Annotated in this window: 14 protein-coding genes and 2 pseudogenes; 11 read left to right on the top strand and 5 right to left on the bottom strand. The window is 33.7% G+C overall.

The window, feature by feature from the left end:
* Window positions 1-208 precede the first annotated feature (208 nt).
* Complete coding sequence (locus tag PH4a_RS15220; RefSeq protein ID WP_129040913.1) at window positions 209-1831, top strand: DUF4139 domain-containing protein; 1623 nt, start codon at window positions 209-211, stop codon at window positions 1829-1831.
* Between the two features lie 107 nt (window positions 1832-1938).
* On the opposite strand, the gene yidZ is transcribed toward PH4a_RS15220, so the two are convergent.
* Both yidZ and PH4a_RS15210 read right to left on the bottom strand, forming a co-directional pair.
* Window positions 1939-2910, bottom strand: a complete 972-nt coding sequence (gene yidZ, locus PH4a_RS15215) for an HTH-type transcriptional regulator YidZ (protein WP_129040911.1) — start codon at window positions 2908-2910, stop codon at window positions 1939-1941.
* The gene (locus PH4a_RS15210) at window positions 2903-4093 is read right to left on the bottom strand and encodes an MFS transporter (RefSeq protein WP_129040909.1); all 1191 of its coding nucleotides are present in this window, start codon (window positions 4091-4093) and stop codon (window positions 2903-2905) included. Before PH4a_RS15210 ends, yidZ begins: the two co-directional genes overlap by 8 nt.
* A 325-nt stretch (window positions 4094-4418) precedes the next feature.
* On the opposite strand from PH4a_RS15210, the gene PH4a_RS15205 reads away from it, so the two are divergent.
* Window positions 4419-5165: a DUF4184 family protein gene (locus PH4a_RS15205; protein ID WP_129040907.1), complete on the top strand. Its 747-nt coding sequence runs from the start codon at window positions 4419-4421 to the stop codon at window positions 5163-5165.
* A gap of 108 nt (window positions 5166-5273) precedes the next feature.
* On the opposite strand, the gene mnmH is transcribed toward PH4a_RS15205, so the two are convergent.
* Complete coding sequence (gene mnmH / locus PH4a_RS15200) at window positions 5274-6362, bottom strand: tRNA 2-selenouridine(34) synthase MnmH (protein ID WP_129040904.1); 1089 nt, start codon at window positions 6360-6362, stop codon at window positions 5274-5276.
* Between the two features lie 324 nt (window positions 6363-6686).
* Between mnmH and PH4a_RS15195 the strand changes: the two genes are divergently transcribed.
* From PH4a_RS15195 to PH4a_RS15180, 4 genes are read left to right on the top strand one after another with little or no spacing between them, the layout of a single operon-like run.
* Entirely contained in the window at window positions 6687-6968 is a 282-nt protein-coding gene (locus PH4a_RS15195; RefSeq protein WP_064719900.1) for a YtcA family lipoprotein, read from the top strand.
* A gap of 3 nt (window positions 6969-6971) precedes the next feature.
* The gene (gene mdtN / locus PH4a_RS15190) at window positions 6972-8012 is read left to right on the top strand and encodes a multidrug transporter subunit MdtN (protein ID WP_129040902.1); all 1041 of its coding nucleotides are present in this window, start codon (window positions 6972-6974) and stop codon (window positions 8010-8012) included.
* Entirely contained in the window at window positions 7999-9870 is a 1872-nt protein-coding gene (locus PH4a_RS15185) for an FUSC family protein (protein ID WP_129040900.1), read from the top strand. Before mdtN ends, PH4a_RS15185 begins: the two co-directional genes overlap by 14 nt.
* Window positions 9870-11336, top strand: a complete 1467-nt coding sequence (locus tag PH4a_RS15180; RefSeq protein ID WP_129040898.1) for a TolC family protein — start codon at window positions 9870-9872, stop codon at window positions 11334-11336. Before PH4a_RS15185 ends, PH4a_RS15180 begins: the two co-directional genes overlap by 1 nt.
* A gap of 97 nt (window positions 11337-11433) precedes the next feature.
* Here the strand turns inward: PH4a_RS15180 and PH4a_RS15175 are convergent, their stop codons facing one another.
* Window positions 11434-12522, bottom strand: coding sequence for a linear amide C-N hydrolase (locus PH4a_RS15175; RefSeq protein ID WP_244212976.1), 1089 nt, complete (start codon window positions 12520-12522; stop codon window positions 11434-11436).
* A 104-nt stretch (window positions 12523-12626) separates the two neighbouring features.
* Here PH4a_RS15175 and PH4a_RS15170 point away from each other — a divergent pair, with 104 nt between their 5' ends.
* From PH4a_RS15170 to PH4a_RS15155, 4 genes are all read left to right on the top strand, one after another.
* Window positions 12627-13031 (top strand): DUF6122 family protein, encoded by a 405-nt coding sequence (locus PH4a_RS15170; RefSeq protein ID WP_129040894.1) that lies wholly within the window; start codon window positions 12627-12629, stop codon window positions 13029-13031.
* A gap of 315 nt (window positions 13032-13346) precedes the next feature.
* A complete protein-coding gene (yegD, locus tag PH4a_RS15165) occupies window positions 13347-14699 on the top strand; it encodes a molecular chaperone (protein WP_129040892.1) in 1353 nt (450 codons plus the stop codon).
* A 151-nt stretch (window positions 14700-14850) separates the two neighbouring features.
* Entirely contained in the window at window positions 14851-15876 is a 1026-nt protein-coding gene (locus PH4a_RS15160; RefSeq protein ID WP_129040890.1) for a threonine aldolase family protein, read from the top strand.
* 192 nt (window positions 15877-16068) lie between these two features.
* Window positions 16069-16332, top strand: a complete 264-nt coding sequence (locus PH4a_RS15155; RefSeq protein ID WP_064719893.1) for a YjbD family protein — start codon at window positions 16069-16071, stop codon at window positions 16330-16332.
* A 101-nt stretch (window positions 16333-16433) separates the two neighbouring features.
* On the opposite strand, the pseudogene PH4a_RS15150 reads toward PH4a_RS15155, so the two are convergent.
* Window positions 16434-16753: pseudogene (locus tag PH4a_RS15150) on the bottom strand (FGGY-family carbohydrate kinase); the annotation flags it as partial.
* Between the two features lie 7 nt (window positions 16754-16760).
* Here PH4a_RS15150 and PH4a_RS15145 point away from each other — a divergent pair.
* A pseudogene (locus tag PH4a_RS15145) lies at window positions 16761-17512 on the top strand (AraC family transcriptional regulator); the annotation flags it as partial.
* Window positions 17513-17567: the final 55 nt, after the last annotated feature.

The following is a 17567-nucleotide window of genomic DNA, read 5'->3' as shown; positions in this document are numbered from 1 at the left end:
AGAACTCACTATTTTATTTCAGATAAACACTTAAACCTAATTTGTATTATTATCAATAAATTACACAAAGAAAAAAATACTATTTATATTTAAGTTTATTCTGTTATCTAGTTAACGAAAGATGAAATATTATTTAGCAAGACATTTAATGGCATTTTTAAACTGACAATAACTAACACTCTCATCAACTATGGATGGAATATCAGCGATGATTAAGACAAATAAATTAACTCAGTCACTTTTCTTACTTTCTTTTGTAGCGGCATCTAATGCTATCGCCAATGAACAAAGTATTGTTTATCAAGATGTAAAACTTAACCAAGCTACCGTATTTTTACGTGGTGCTGAAATTGAAAATAGCGTAACACTGAATCTAGTAGCAGGGCAAAGTGAAGTGGTGTTGTCCAATATAGCCAACAATATCGATCAGCGTAGTCTTGCAATTAATCTTGATAATAACGATATTATTATCAATTCCGTAAACGTTAAAAAAATTCCTATTGCACCCGTTTACCCCGCATTTATTACTGCATTAATGGAACAACAAAAAGAAATTAACAAGAAAATTGAAGAGCTTAATATCGATATCAATGTTGGTGATGAACAGCTGGCATTATTAAAGGACAAAAATTTTTTTGGTGAACAAAATACACTCTCATTAGAGCAATCCGCTCAAAAGCTTGATTTTATTCGCCAAAAAATGGCGACGACTTTAAATCAACAACGACTTAATCGTGATGAAATCGCCAAGTTGACCGAAAAATATGAAGAACTAAATAGACAAATTGAAATTAATGCACCTATTGTTGCTCAAGAAAAAACACAAATTGTTATTTCTTTAGGAGCGACAAAAAATGTAACCAGTAAATTGCGTATTTCCTATATTACACCTGATGCTGGTTGGTCACCAACTTATGATATTCGTAGCCAAGGTTTAGATAAACCAATTACTCTAACTTATAAAGCTGATCTAATTCAAAATACAGGGATCAATTGGGATAAAGTTAAATTAGTTCTTACCTCAACCAACCCATCGGGTAATATTGCATCACCAACACTAACACCTTGGTACTTATCACTTTATAACGATAACGCAAAATTTAGAAATAAAAGCATGGCAGCACCGGCACCAATGATGGCGGAAATGAGTTCTGATGCTATTGCAGTTGAAGGAAAAATGAATAAAGGCGTCGCTCAATATGTAATGACAAATAATAATGGTATTAATGTCAACCATGCTATCGAATTACCTTATACGATTAAAAATAGCACTCAGCCAAATTCATTAGTTATTAATCAAAAAGATATCACGGCAAATTACCAATATTTAGCGACACCTAAACTAGCTGAAGAAGTTTATTTACAAGCCAGAGTTAAAGAATGGGAAACATTAAATTTACTTAGTGGTAGTGCCAATGTCTATTATATGAATAATTTTGTTGGTAACACTTATATTAATACTGAAGAGTTAAAAGAACAGCTAGAGATCCCATTAGGTATTGATAAAAACATTCAAATTAGTCGTATAAATAGCGAAAAAACCAGAAAAGAACCTATTTTTATTGGTACAAGTATTGAGCTAAAAGAAAGTTACCAGATCAAGATAAGAAATATGTACAATAATCCAATAAAATTAATAGTATATGATCAACTACCACTAAGCCAAGAAAATAGTATTAATGTAACTGATGCGGTATATAAAGAGGGTGTTCTTAACAAAGAGACTGGCGAAATAAAATGGAATCTCGAGTTACAGCCTAAAAAAGAGAAAACATTACTATTAAATTACACGCTTTCTTATCCTAAAAATAAATATATTAATGGCCTATAACCTATTTTTGCTTTATCACTTAGAACATTAATGATTATTTAAAAGGTGCAGAAATGCACCTTTTAAATTCAAGTTTTTTCAAAACATCATCAGTAAACATAGCTGATTTAATCTGACTGTTTTACAATTTTATTAACACTATTCTTAATAGTTTCTCTTAACCATAAAATTTTTGCATTATGTGAATGTCGCTTATGCCACAATTGTATAAAAGGTAAATCCAGTTGCTTAGATATAGCGGTAGGTAGAGGAATTGGAAGAGTAATTAAGTCAGGTAATACTTTTCGGATATAATGTAAACAATATCCTGGAGCGCAGGTAATTAATGAATGTCCTGATTGCGCCACCATAAATAAAGATTGTTCAAAAGAAGTGTAAGTCACAACAATATTTCGTAAACGTCCATGTTCACTTAGCACATCATCCAGTGCCCAATGACTTCTTTTATCATATTCAGTACTAACATGTGGGTAACGCAAAAAAGTATCTAAATCCCATGATCCTTTTAATAATGGATGATTTTTATGTACATAAACTAATGGGGTATCAGAAAATAACACTTCATAATCAATTACATCAGGTAATAAATCGAGTAATTCCTTTGAACGTGGATAATACTCTCGACCGACCAAACCAATATCAACATCGCCATCAATAATGCCAGCAAGTGAATTATATTCCCAATTTCTAATTTGAAGTGTTGATTCGGGGTAATAGCTTAATATTTGCTGAGGAAACTGCGGCAGCATAACTTGATGTAAAGGCGATTCCATAACTAAATGGAATCTAACACCGTGGGGAATATCAATATTACTTTTACCCGTAATATGGTGGCTAATATTAATAAAATCAGATAAAGATCCTTCAATACTTAATGTCAGTGGGGTTGGTATTAATCCCTGAGGACTACGCAAAAATAACGGGTCATCAAACCAAGCTCTTAATTTAGCTAATGCTTTACTCACCGCAGATGGTGAAATGGATAACCATTTAGCAGTAAGCGTAACACTTCTTTCTTGTAAAAGAATTTGTAGGATCACCAATAAATTTAAATCCATTTTGTGCAAGGGTTTATGCATTAGAAACAACCTCTTGAGATTGATTTAACGAGCTAAAGAAGCGCAACAAAGTAAATCCAATAACACTACTTGCTAGTAAAATAATAATTAGCATTGTAACTGCAGGAATTCCTATCCATCCCATAATCCAAATATATAAAGAAGCAAAACTTAACTGAGCAATAGCTAACACTGAACTTGCTAATCCAGCACGTTGGCTAAAAGGAGAAAGCGCTTGGCTCATTATAATACCAAATAACAGAGCAAACCCAGCACCACACAAAGCAAAAGCGATAAAGAACCAGTAATTCTCTTGCACTAATCCTAATAATAAAAAGAGAGCGGCACAGAAAAAAATCATTAATCCGGTATACAGAATTGTGGAATAACTAAATTTAGATAATATCTTTGGCATTAAAAATGACGTTGTCATACTCACAAGAGAAAGTAACGTCATCACCGTAGAATATTGGCCTGTTGTGTAGTTCATTTGCTGCATAATAACAATAGGTGAGATATTAACATAAGTCAGGATCACACCCATTCCTAAACAAGAAATAAGTAGGCGACTCAGAAATAAAGGATTTAATAAAGATTCATTTACTGAACTCATTTTCACTAAATCAGGAGTAAATTTTTTATTTGGATCTATTTTCTGTTTCGTTTCTTTTATACCAAAAAGACAAAATACAAAGTTAATCAGGGCATAGCCCGCCATAAAAAAGAACATTGTTGGCCATTCAAAACGCAGTAAAATTAAATAACCTAAAACAGGTGCTAAAACAGGAACAATGCACGTTATCCCATTTAGCATTGAGAGTATTTTTGCTCTTTGTTGTTCTATTAATGTGTCTCTCAATATGGAGAAAGTGACAACGTAACAAAACCCAGCGCCAATACCTTGAAAAAAACGAGCTATTAAAAAGCTATTTTCTGTTATCGAAAACCCAGACTGTAATGATGCCAGCATAAATACTACTGTTCCCAAAAGGGCAATAGGTTTGCGACCGAAGTGATCGGAGCACCAGCCAGCAATTAACATTGTTGACGCCATACCTATAAGATAAATAGAAAAAGCCATATGCAAAGTTGCTTCTGTTGCTTGTAAATCCCGAGCAATAGCCGTTAATCCAGTTAAATGCAGATCAACACCTAATGGATAAATTAGTACGATACAGAAGCTAAAAATAATATATTTCATCATAAAAAATAGCTCATTATTAAAGATTAAGCGCTATTTTAAAGGGATATATAGATGAAACCTAATGACAAAAAAAGAAATACAATTTTCCATTTTGGAAAAAAGAGATAACTAAATAGTAAAAAACTATTGCTCTTTTTTAGGAATAAAACTCAAAATAGGGTTATATTTTTCTAAGCCAAAAGCTAAAACTGTGTGTTGATAACATCAGCAATAATACGCTATTGATGACTATTATCTCACCGCAGAGAACTCAGATAAAACCTAGCTAATTTGCTGATAAAGTGACACCAAACTAACCCCTTAAATTTTAATTAGAGATACTCCTATGCCTTGGACGTTTTCACACCCAGCTATTGTTTTTCCATTGAAACAATCTCGAATAGGAAAAAATCTCAATTTACCTGCTTTAATTGTAGGAAGTACTTCACCTGATTTACTTTATTCTTTTGGCTTATATCAAGCATCAGCAACAGCTCACCATCTTTTAGGTTGGTTTTATACTGCATTACCATTGTGTTTGCTGATTTTTATCTTAAATTATTTATTACGATATCCATTAAAATGTGTATCACCGATCCCATTAAATAATCCCATGCAATTTACTCTAGGAGATCTAGGGATCTTTCTATTATCTCTATATATTGGCGCATTGACTCATATTGTATGGGATTCATTTACACATGAAACAGGTACCGCTGTAAGGCTTTTATCGGTATTGCAAACACATATTTGGCAGGGAATGACGAATGGGCAAGAACTGGCTATTTATAAAATACTCCAGCATCTTGGTTCTGTATTAGGCTTGCTCTATTTATGTTGGAAATATATCCAATATCAGCGAAAACAAGATCTACAAAGCAAAAAAGAAAATCGGATTAAGCTTTATCGTTTAATGGGTATAGGGGGAATTTCAGGATTATGCGCATTACCTTTAGCATTAAAATTTTCAGATAAAGGATATGGGATAAATATTAATCGTTTTATATTTCTTGAGCTTTCTCTCTCTGTGCCTTTTTTCTTTGGCATGATAATAATTGTAGGGATTTTGTTATGTCGTCATAACAAAGATTAAAATAAGAACTGCACCTTAAATAGGTGCAGCACATTGCGCTTGTGGACATTAATTTTATCGATTAGTAACAGATACCTTAGTTATTAATAATGGAAAATAATAAAGAAATTACTTATTTTCTAACCACTGCATCACTTCTTCATACGTTCCACGATAAATAATTTTGTCTTCTTTTTTACTTAATTGATAACGATACATAGGATCATAATATTCATTAAGTAATGGTATTAACCAAGCAAAGTGGACTTCAGTATTACCACTTGCTCTCTGTTCTATCAAGGCATTATCTAATAATTGCGTTAGTTCTGCCGCACGTTGAGAACCTAATCGACGACGAATAGCAAATAAACCATGATGTAAATATTCGCTATAAGCTTCCCAACCTTTAGCTTCGCCATAAGCAGCCAAGAAATCATGCGTCATTCGATCAAAATACTCTTCTTTTAATCGTTCAATGCGTCGTTCAAAGGGATCTTCAACAATAACTAATGACGCATTTGCCATCTGAACACGTAAACTTTCAGGCAATCCATTAGCACCAATAGCACGGCCTTCATCTTCTAACACCCAACGGTTATTTTGCTGAGATTTTTTAAGCATTTCAACGGCAAGATGGTTTTCAAACGTTGCCTGGGGAAACTGCTCTTGTAAAGTTCGGCCAAAGGATGACCCTCGGTGGTGTGCAAATCCTTCTAAATCAATACCTTCAGATAAGGCTCTAACTAATGTTGTCTTACCATTACCAGTACAACCACCAATGAGCACAATAGGGCGTTGTACTAATTCATTAGTTATCTCAATAGCGGCTTGCCTTAACGTTTTATATCCACCTTCTATCAATGGAAAATCAATACCTATGTCTTTTAGCCATTTTTGAACTATATGAGAACGCATTCCTCCACGCGCACAACAAATATACCCATTAGGAAAACGCTCACATGCTGCTTTCCATGCCGCTAATCGATTAGCTCGAATATCACCATTAACTAATTGATGACCTAATTCTACTGCCTTTTGTGAACCATGTTGTTTATAACAAGTCCCTACGGCAGCTCGTTCTTCATCGTTCATTAACGGTAGATTAATCGCTGCTGGCATTGAGCCTTGATTAAATTCGATGGGTGCACGTACATCTATAATGGGTGTTTCGCTAGCAAGAATGTTTCGGATATTTTGAGCTGTAGAGGCTAATTCCATAATAAAAACTGTGGTATCTAATCAGACTAAAGGATTGGTTACTATACTCTTAATAGGTCGCGATGACACGAAATGTTCACGTTAATGAGAACATTAGGTATGTTGTTTTAATACTCATATGTCTATTTTTCAGTGATATTACTCTATCGAAATTAAATCCTAATCTAAAAGAAATATAAGGAACAGTTTATGTAAAAATATTTATTCCTCTAATTTTATGCTATTTTTTTAAGATTGCTCAACTAATTACACACAGTAAATAAAAAGCGCTATAGTATTTAAAGCGAATAATAAATTTTATCATAAAGTGATGGGTGCATTATCTTGAACTTAATTAGAAAACATTATCGTGTTATCAGCTTAAGCATGATAACGCTACTATTAACGGGTTGTTCTCAAAGCCATTCTCCTTTTATTGCTATGTTAGGAGCTTATTTCCCCTATTGGATGTTATGCACCTTTATTGGCTTATTAGGGGCTTTTGGTATACGAGTACTTCTTATCTATTGTGGAATTGATGATAAATTACCGCTACCTTTGTTATTTTATTTTGCGATATTGTTATCAATTTCTTTAACTATCTCTTTACTTTATTTTGCTCATTAAATTATGAATAAAAAAATCAAAAAGAACCTGGCACGCATTATCACCGTTATTATTTTTGTGATTACGCTACTTTTATTGTGGAAAAGCCTCCAATTATCCGCACTAAATCCGCTAAGTGAAGATGCTATCATTGATGCAAATAAAATTAATATATCATCCACTGTTCCTGGGCGTATTAGCTCAATTTATGTAAAAGAAAATAGCCATATTAATAAAGGTGATCTTCTTTTTACCATTGAGCCAACGATGTATGCACTAAGGGTCGAACAAGCGAAAGAACAATTGCTTATCGCAGAGGCTGCACTCAGCAATAAACAGCGGGTTATTATAGCTGAAACCTCAAATTCAGAAGTAGCTGAGGCTCAAATAAAACGTGCACAAGTAAATTTATCACTTGCAACACAATCACTTAATCGATTAGAGCCTTTATTAGCAAAAGGTTTTGTTACTGCACAACAAGTTGATGATGCCAGAACATTAAAACACGATGCACAAGTCAGTTTAAAGCAAGCACAGAAACAAAATACGGCCTCAGAAGCATTAATAAATAACACTGATTCAGAAGAGGCTCTCGTAAAATCATTAAAAATTTCATTAGAAATGGCTGAATGGGAGTTGAGTAATACAGAGGTCAGAGCACCAAGTAATGGTTATATTGCTGGATTGACTTTATCACCAGGTGAGTTTGTTATTTCAGGACAATCTATATTTACATTAATTGATACTGATACTTGGTTTGCGAGCGCTTATTTTAAAGAAACAGATTTAAATAACATTCAGGTTGGCAGCTGTGTTGTTATTTACTCCATGATTGATAATAAACGTCCAATTAAAGGGAGAGTAGAGGGAATTAGCCGTGGCGTTATGTCTACCGACCTTATTAATGTCCCACGAGATTTACCTTATGTTCCTAAGTCTTTAAATTGGGTGCGTGTTGAACAGCGTTTTCCAGTTAAGGTAGTTATTACTGAACCGCAAGAAGACCTTATGCGTGTTGGTGCAACAGCAACTGTAAATATTATATCTAAAGATGATGATTGCTAAATCTTCACTAATAGCTAAGCAAATAAAAAAAGATTTGCTTCCATTTGATTATCGCTTTGCGACTACTTGGCGTATAGCATTACTTTGCGCCTTAATGGCCGTCATCGCGATGATTTATGAAATTCCGGAGTCTGCAATCAGCTGTTATTTAATTATATATTTAATAAAAGCTGATGCCGTACAAAATATCTTACTCTCTCTTGGTGTCATTATTTTATGTTCTATTGTCGTCTGTGTTGTGTTTTTTCTTTTTAACCTCACAATTCAAAATATAATTTTACGTTTTTTCTTTATGGCTTTATTCTCAGCCATATTTATGTATTTAGCATCTGCCAGTAGTCTTGGTGATATAGGTAATCTAGTTGCTCTTGTTATCGCATTTTTAATGACTTTAATAGAAGACGTTCCATTTGGTGATGCAGCTACAAGAGGGTTGTTATATGCATTATTAATGGCTGTATCACCAATGTTATTAGTCATTTTATTTAATTTTTTCTTAGGCATTAGTCCTAATACATTACTCTTAAATAAAATTTCCACTCGATTTTTAACCGCTAGTGATTTCTTTTTGGGTAAGAAAGCAAACCAATTTGAAAAAAGTGAAATACTGAGTACACAAACAGAATGTAAACGTTACTTAATGTTTATTAAAATATTTCATTTAAAAGGAAAAGAAGATATTAAATGGCTTGAAAATATGATTGATAATTCGTATCAAATATTAATCATGTCATTAAGCCTAGCGGATAACACGCCAGCATCAATTCGTATTCTTTTATCTAAAAGAAGTACATATATTGCTAATTGTTTTACTCATCATCAATTAGAAAAAATAGAGCAAACAACTAATATATCTGCCTTAACATCCAAAAATAGCCTCTATTTACTAAATAAATTTGATGAGATACTTGTTGAAAAAAGAACGATAAAACCGGAAAAGAAAGAAAATAATTTTTTTGTGAAAGATGCGTTTACAAATCCTAATCATAAATACTTTGCTATTAAAACAACGTTAGCGGCTATTTTATGCTATATATTTTATGATTATTTTAAGTGGCAGGGTATTCATACTGCGATGATCACTTGTTATGTTGTCGCGTTAACCACTGTAGGGGAAACAGTTCACAAACTGACATTACGGATTATTGGTTGTTTAATCGGTGCGGTAATTGGTATGGTTTCGCTACTGTATATTATCCCTAATCTATCTGATATTTTTCAGCTAATGATATTAATCTTTTTCTGTATATTACCCGCAGCTTGGATTGCAGCAGGCAATGAGCGGATCTCTTATGCTGGCGTTCAAATTGGTTTAGCATTTTTGCTTACCGTATTACATGGATTTAAACCAAGTTTTGATATGGATGTTGTTTCAGATAGAATATTGGGTATCTTACTAGGCAATATTGTGATGTATATTATTTTCACTCGAGTATGGCCAACAAGTATTGTTAATACAATATATAAACAGCTTACTACTGTTTTAGATAATTATACTGATTTGAAATTTTCATCTAATAAAAATGAAATGTTAAATTTAGTTTCATCTATCAATGAAACAATCTCAAAATTAAAAGACAATATTAATTTATTTCTTTTTGAAAAAGAAAATAATGAAAAAAATAAAGAATTAATTCTGTTTTTTGAAGAAGCATTAAGTAAGATTTCTTATATAAGTCGCCATGATTATTCGCAAAGGTTTTTCTTTAATGATAAAAACGACATCGAAGATTTAGATGTAAATTTAAAGAGAGAGTCAAAAGATAATTTTAAAGCATCTATTTTAAATGAAGAGATGAAGATGTTATCTACTGATGAAAGAGAACTTGTATTTAAAAATTTAATAAGAGAAAAGTAATGATGATAAAATCAGTGATTAATAATAAAAAGCAGATACTGTCCTCTTTATTAAGCCTATTACTTGTTGGCTGTATTGATACAAGTGATTCATTTAAATACTATTCTCAACAATCGATGCCGTATGATAATGCAAAATATATGTCCTCTTCTGCTGAACAATTCTTAGACAAAAATACATCATTAAAAGCGAATTACGGGTTAGCTGACCTTATTGATCTTGGGCAACAAAATAATCCTGAAACACGTATCGCATGGGAGTTAGCCAAAAAATCGGCAACAGATATCGGTATGGTGGAGAGTACCTATTTACCTGTTATCACTGCAAGCGCATTAGGAGGATATCAAAGAGGAAAAATAAACCTACCTGAAAATCCTATTATTGATGATGTAAAAACAACAAACAGTGCTTTTATTCCTGCGCTTACCTTTAGATGGCTGATTTTCGATTTTGGTAAACGTTCAGCATTAGTAGATGCAGCAAAGCATGCTTCTTTAGCAACAAATCTTAATTTTAATCTAATGCATCAAAAAATTATTCACGATGTTTCCGTTGCTTATTTTAACTATGGTGCAGCAAAGAAAAAAATAGATATTACATCTCAATCACTACAAAGAAGTAAGGATATTTTGAATGCGATTGAGCAAAAACGAGCTAGGGGATTAGCAACTGTACTGGATGTAGCATTAGCCAAACAACAAGTTGCACAAGTTGAATTACAAAATGTCTTAGCAAAGGGACATGAAAAAGATCAATATCAGATATTGTTATCAACTGTTGGTATATCGCCATTTCAAAAGTTCAATATAGACTATAGTGACGAATATGTGTTACCTGATGATATTTCACCATTAACTCACGATATGATTAAAAAAGCGCTATCACAACGTCCCGATATTTTAGCGCATTATGAATTAACACAAGCCGCGGTTAAAACAGCTCGCTCAGTAGAATCTGATTATTTTCCTAAAATTTACCTAGCAGGGGGTATTGCAGGGGGAACCGGTAGTTTGGATGTACAAGGTTTACCGGATATTAATCAACATACGTCATCATCGAATATTCTTATTGGTGTTAGCATCCCATTATATGAAGGGGGAATGCGACAATCACGTATGAAAAATGCACAATCAGATATTGTATTAGCACAAGAGAATCTACGTAAAAGCCAAGATATCGCGATAAGAGAAATTACCATTAGTGAAAATACATTAAAATCTGCGCTGGAAGCGAATAAAGCGTCTAAAAACTTAATGGATACAACACAATTAAGTTACACCGCAAGTGTTGATTTCTATAATAATGGATTAGGGACAGTGACAGAGATTAATACTGCAGAAATTGCTTTATTAAATGCTCAAATAGCGAATATAGATTCTTATACTAGTTCATTAATTGCTGCGGTTGATTTAGCATTTTCATTAGGTGAAATTGATAATAGTTTACCTAATACAACATCTCATTAATTCTTTGTGTAACACTGCGTGCAATTTGCTACGTTATCGTATTAGAGGCATTTTTAACAAAATAGTTTTTTACCTCTAATACGATGATAAAAAAATGTTATTTCTTCACATTAATCTTTTCAAAAACAGGTTTACTTGAATTGTTAAATTGCGCAAGAGAGTATTCAGCATAGTTGATATCGTTATAGCCTCTTACCTGCATCACACCATTAGTTAAATCCGATAGACTGGTCCAAACGGTATATTCCGTTTGAAGCTCTTTGCTAGTACTTTGGCTCTCTCCCATAACATCTGCTGTTATATTTTTGGTTCTATCAAAACGATTCATAATATGTGCGAGTGTATTCATCGCTTCTTGTGTGGAATCTGCTTTAGGTGCATATGTTGAGAAATAAACAGCACGAACAAAACGTCCTACAGAAGTATCTGATGAAGGTAAACTCGATACTGCAATACCACTATCAGGTTGTATAACTTTTATATTTCCTAAAACTGCTGATGATCTGTCAATATTGGTTAATTGACTAAAATTATTCAGATTGGTTAAATGCCAAGGAAAATCAGGCCCATTTGTCATTGCGCGAGTTGGATTTTGATATACATGTAATTGACCATTTAAAGCCTCAACAACAATACTACCGCCATTTTTATCATGAAACGCATAATGGAAAGGAGATTTTAAATTACCAAAATTTGTTAATACAGGAGCCCAAAAATAGCCGGACTCAACCGCTTTTTGCACTTCTTCAACAGTCGAGAAATTAGCTAATGCCCATTCACCAATAGAGATAACAGGAATAGATTTATCGTAATTTTTAGGTTCAATAGGGGATAATTCTGCTTCTGTTATCATATTGGCGCTAAATGATAGTCCTGCACTATTAAGACCTTGTAGTAAATTATGGTCACCACCATCAAAATAGATATCTGTAGTAATCGCTAATATGTCATATTTAGCACTATAACTTAGACCTTTCTCACCATTAGGGGCTAATTTTGTGAATTGTGTATTTTGTGGATAATAAGAAACCCATGACGGTAGCTCAGATGACAATTCTAATGTTCTGCCTTGATAAACATTATTTTTTTTATCTGTTATAGCTAAACTAGAGCAGGCTTCGCTTGTTAAAGAAACAGCAAGTAACGAGGGGAGTAAACAACTTAATATTTTATTAAACTTCATTATCATATTCCTTAATTTAACAATCTCCTTATAATTTAGTTTAAAAATCTGAGACTACAAGTTACTGAGTAATAATTAATAAATAATTTTTAAATTTCGAGGTTTTTGTGATATTTGAAATAATTAGAACGGTTTTACACTACAGCCTACATTTTTTAGTGCCCATATTGTTTGGTTATTTATTTTGGCGCAAAAACTGGAAGGTAGCTTCGATATTAATGATATCAACAATGGTAATCGATGCTGACCACCTGTTAGCAACCCCTATTTTTGATCCTAATCGCTGTAGTGTTGGGTTTCATCCTTTGCATACAATCTGGGCTGCGATAGTTTATTTTGCGTTACTATTTATTCCTTCATGGAAATTTAAAGCGATTGCAATAGGGTGTTTATTTCATTTGTTTACTGATTCGTTGGATTGCTATTTGGGAGGGTTAACACAAAATACACTAACAACACTGAGTTGTGACAAACCAATCCATAAGTATTTACCATCCGATTTTTTTATTTAACTCGATGATTTTTGCAGGGAATAGCCCCTGCAATTATTTTTGGTTTTATTTGTTTTTCGTAAACCTGATCCATACAGTCGTAATAATTAGCAATATACCCACAATTTATTCATTTTATGTCCTCACTTATTGAGTCAATAGCATAATTTTATACGCTTTTCCTTTAGGGTCGAAAGTAAATAGAGCATAAATGTGCTTACCGTATTTTTATTGCTTTCTTAAAATATTTTAAGCAAAAAATCTTGGTAATTGTTTGAAGCATGGGGTAGAGTTTTCAGTCTTTTTTTTCATACTAAGTCTAGCTGGGGAGGCTGAATGTTTATTGGCTTTGATTACGGAACGTCAAATTGTTCTGTTGCGATAATGAAAGAGGGAAAGCCAACCCTTTTGCCTTTAGAAGGTGATGATTTTTATATTCCATCAACACTTTGTGCGCCTACCCGTGAATCTGTTTCTGAGCACTTATTTCGCCATTTAAATATCAAACCTTCAAGTGAGATAGGTGAGCAATTACTGCGAAAATCAATCGCTTTTAATCGAGATGAAGATATTGAGTTAGTTCCTGAAGATGTTTTGTTCGGACAGTCTGCACTTAGTTTATATCTTCGTGATCCTCGTGATGTTTATTACGTTAAATCGCCTAAGTCCTTTTTAGGTGCTTCAGGCCTGCATGATATTCAAATTAGTTTTTTCGAAGATTTAGTTTGCGCTATGATGGCAAATATTAAACACCAAGCTGAAAAAAGTACGCAAGAAACGATTACTGATACCGTTATTGGTAAACCTATTAACTTTAATGGGCTAGGTGGAGAGGCTTCAAATAAACAAGCTGAAAATATTCTTATTCGTGCAGCTAAACGTGCTGGTTTTAAGAATGTTATGTTTGAATTTGAACCTGTCGCTGCGGGATTGGAATACGAAGCCTCATTAGAAAAAGACCAAACTGTATTGGTTGTAGATATTGGTGGTGGTACAACAGATTGTTCGTTAATTCAAATGGGGCCGAGTTATCGAGGCAAAACAGATCGTTCAAATACATTACTTGCTCATAGTGGGCAGCGTGTTGGCGGTAATGACCTTGATATTTATCTCGCATTTAAACAATTAATGCCTCATTTTGGCATGACCGGTTCAATGTTATCTGGCATTCAATTGCCACTGATGCATTTTTGGGATCCTATTGCGATAAATAACGTTGAAGCACAAAAAAACTTCTATTCTCGTCAGAATTTGGCTGTATTAAACCAATTAAAACGCGATGCTCAAGAGCCAGAAAAAATAACTCGTTTAATTGAAGTTTATAATGAAACCTTGGGTTATAGCCTAGTTCGGCGCGCTGAAGAAGCTAAAATTGCGTTATCAGATTCTCCTGACTATATAGCAAATATTAAATTACTCAGTGAAACGCTTGAAGTTAATATTGAGCATCAGCAAATGATCGATGCGATAGAATCACCAAAAAGCAAAATGATTGAGTTAGTCAATAATGCTGTTCAGCAAGGGGGGATAAAACCTGATGTCATTTTTATGACCGGAGGTTCAGCGCGTTCACCTGTATTATGCCAAGCAATACAGCAGCAATTACCTAATATCCCGATAGTTAAAGGAAATGATTTTGGTTCTGTAACTGCGGGCCTTGCTCGTTGGGGTGATATTTGCTTTAAATGAGTAACTTTAAATAAGCAGTTTAAAATAATTGGTTTTATCAATATATTAAGGCGTCTATTGTATTCAATACTATATTGAGTGTGTATAGGCGCTTTTTATTTTAGATATAAAACGACACAACATATAAAAATTTTATACAACAGGAGTACACATGTACCGCTTTCAAAATGACTATAACGAAATTGCACATCCTGCGGTCATGAAGGTGATCACCGATATGGTGGGACAACGCTATGATGGCTATGGTATGGATAAACTATGTCATCAAGCTGCTGAATTAATAAAACAACGCATACAAAAAGCTGATGCTGATATTCATTTTTTTAATGGCGGTACTATTACCAATTTAACAGCGATATCGCATTTCTTACGCCCTCATCAGGCGGTTATATCAGTAAGCACGGGGCATATTGCTACCCATGAAACTGGGGCAATCGAGGCTACAGGGCATAAAGTCATTACCACTTTTTCTGCCGATGGTAAATTAACCCCCGACCTTCTTAAACCAATCATTGCTGAACATAATGATGAGCATTGGGTGCAGCCCAAGCTGGTTTATATTACCAATGCAACAGAAATCGGTACTGTGTATCGCAAGGCCGAAATTCAAGCTTTACGCCAATTTTGTGATGAATATAATTTATGGCTATATCTTGATGGAGCTCGTTTAGCTGGTGGATTGATGTCATCAGAAAGTGATCTCACCATTGAGGATATCGCCGCACTTACCGATGCGTTTTATATTGGTGGAACAAAAATTGGTGCCATGTCTGCTGAAGCATTAGTTATCAATAATCCAGCATTAAAATCGGACTTTCGGTTTAGCTTGAAACAAAAAGGGGGATTACAAGCAAAAGGTTGGTTATTAGGTGCTCAATTTTATGCGTTATTTAATGATGACCTCTATTTTAAGCTAGGCAAACATATTAATGAGATGGCAACTCAGCTAGCTGGTTTTTTCATTGAGCAAGGGTTTGACTTCTTAGCACCACCTGAATCTAACCAAGTGTTTGTTATTTTACCAAATGCTATTGCTGATAAACTTACTCAGCAATTTGTTTTTCATCGCGTTTTATTAGAAGATCCTAATTTAAGTTGTTTACGTCTTTGTACTTCATGGGCAACAACACAAGAAGATATTGATAGCTTTAAAACGACATTTCTTCAATTAATTTAGTCGGTTAAATCTATTTATCTTTAATGAATTATGCATTACGTTATTCATCTCGTAGTGCATAAGATTATTGTTAAATAATGAGTTAGTAAAAATACTAACTTCAGTACCTTAAATTAAAAAATTTAATTATTGTTAGCTATTTCAATGATGTTATATTATCTACTCATAACTCAACATAAGTAGGGTAATTTAATGAAAAAACTGACAATGCAAGAAATGACTGATGCCCAACAGATGAGAGTGAAAACCAGGATAGGACAAGAAAGAAAGAAATTAGGTCGTGAATTAACTAACTCAGAAATGAATAAAGTCAAAGACGCCATTATTACCGAAATCTCCCTCGAAGTTGAAAAAGCCACCAAGAAAGTACGCGCCCAAAAGAAAAAAGATAAACTTGTTCCAAGTGATGAAACCTATAGCTGGTCTTCTAACAACCATAGCCGTGGATACCGCTAACCTATTTATTTGCCCTGAAACTTTTCGGGGCTAGGTTTTATTTTTAGTTTATTTTTGTGTTGTTGATTGTTTGAATTATTAATAAAGCAATTAAACTCTACTAGCACTGATTGGCATAAATCAGCGCGTTGATGCTCATGAGTTAATCCCCAAAAACACCTTTTTCATTAGGATTATTATAAGGTGTCCGTTCACCAGAAAGGTAAAGTAAAAATAATAGCGACGTGCTCGCTAGGGGGTGCTCTATTTCTTCAAACATCGCACCCACATTATCAATACCTGTTAATTGACAAACCCAATCAAGACAAGATGCTGCACTTAACATTACTGACATTAAATGCCACGTATTAGGTAGCGCATGGCAAAAACTATGCACAGCATTATCAGTGTTATGTGGAAATTTTTCACTAACAACAAAATAACCCACTGAAAGAGAATATGCTTTTCGCCAATTGGTCACATTAGAAAAATACCCTGGTATTGTTTATAACGGAATAGATATTACGCAAGAGAACTGGCAACACGCACAAAATGTTTATCTAATTGAATACAAACTCTGCCACCACAAACAGGTATTATTACAGTAACGGACGCAAGAGCCCGTCATTTACTACAAGTTTGCGACAATTTAAATATTAATGTGCCAAAAGAGATCAGCATTATTGGTATTGATGATGAAGATATGACGCGCTATTTATCACGAATTGCACTTTCATTGGTTGTACAAGGCTCAAGACAAATGGGATATTTAGCGGCAAAGCTTTTACACCAGTCTTTAGAAGCGCAACAAATAGATAAACGACAAAGAATATTAGTTCCCCCAGTTAAAATTGTAGAACGTCGTTCAATAAATTTTCACTCTTTTAACGATCCCACGGCTATTCAAGCCATCCTCTATATCTATTACAATGCCTGCAAAAGCATAAAAACAGAACAGGTATTAGAAACTGTGAATATGTCACGTTCTAATTTAGAGCAACGTTTTAAAAAAGAGGTGAGTAAAACGATTCATACGGTTATTGATGAAGAAAAACTCAAGCGGGCTTAAAATTTATTAACGACAACCACGCTAGCAATACAAGAGATCTCTGTAATGTGTGATTATCCTTCTTTGCAATATTTTTACTCTATTTTTAAAAAAGAATTTGGTATCACATCAAAGGAATATAGAGATAAATAAAAAATACAGTGTTCAGAAAAACAGTTTATAACTCTCCTAACGTCTAGCTAAAAGC

This window comes from Proteus hauseri, assembly GCF_004116975.1.
Lineage (GTDB): Bacteria > Pseudomonadota > Gammaproteobacteria > Enterobacterales > Enterobacteriaceae > Proteus > Proteus hauseri.
The sequence above is the reverse complement of the archived record's forward strand: the minus strand, read 5'-3'. Positions and strand labels throughout refer to the sequence as shown.

Coding starts and splice junctions, on each gene's coding strand:
- PH4a_RS15210 (WP_129040909.1), bottom strand. CDS start 4,093: ATGATGAAATATATTATTTTTAGCTTCTGTATCGTACTAATTTATCCA.
- yegD (WP_129040892.1), top strand. CDS start 13,347: ATGTTTATTGGCTTTGATTACGGAACGTCAAATTGTTCTGTTGCGATA.
- PH4a_RS15185 (WP_129040900.1), top strand. CDS start 7,999: ATGATGATTGCTAAATCTTCACTAATAGCTAAGCAAATAAAAAAAGAT.
- PH4a_RS15180 (WP_129040898.1), top strand. CDS start 9,870: ATGATGATAAAATCAGTGATTAATAATAAAAAGCAGATACTGTCCTCT.
- PH4a_RS15155 (WP_064719893.1), top strand. CDS start 16,069: ATGAAAAAACTGACAATGCAAGAAATGACTGATGCCCAACAGATGAGA.
- PH4a_RS15205 (WP_129040907.1), top strand. CDS start 4,419: ATGCCTTGGACGTTTTCACACCCAGCTATTGTTTTTCCATTGAAACAA.
- PH4a_RS15160 (WP_129040890.1), top strand. CDS start 14,851: ATGTACCGCTTTCAAAATGACTATAACGAAATTGCACATCCTGCGGTC.
- PH4a_RS15220 (WP_129040913.1), top strand. CDS start 209: ATGATTAAGACAAATAAATTAACTCAGTCACTTTTCTTACTTTCTTTT.
- mnmH (WP_129040904.1), bottom strand. CDS start 6,362: ATGGAATTAGCCTCTACAGCTCAAAATATCCGAAACATTCTTGCTAGC.
- yidZ (WP_129040911.1), bottom strand. CDS start 2,910: ATGCATAAACCCTTGCACAAAATGGATTTAAATTTATTGGTGATCCTA.
- mdtN (WP_129040902.1), top strand. CDS start 6,972: ATGAATAAAAAAATCAAAAAGAACCTGGCACGCATTATCACCGTTATT.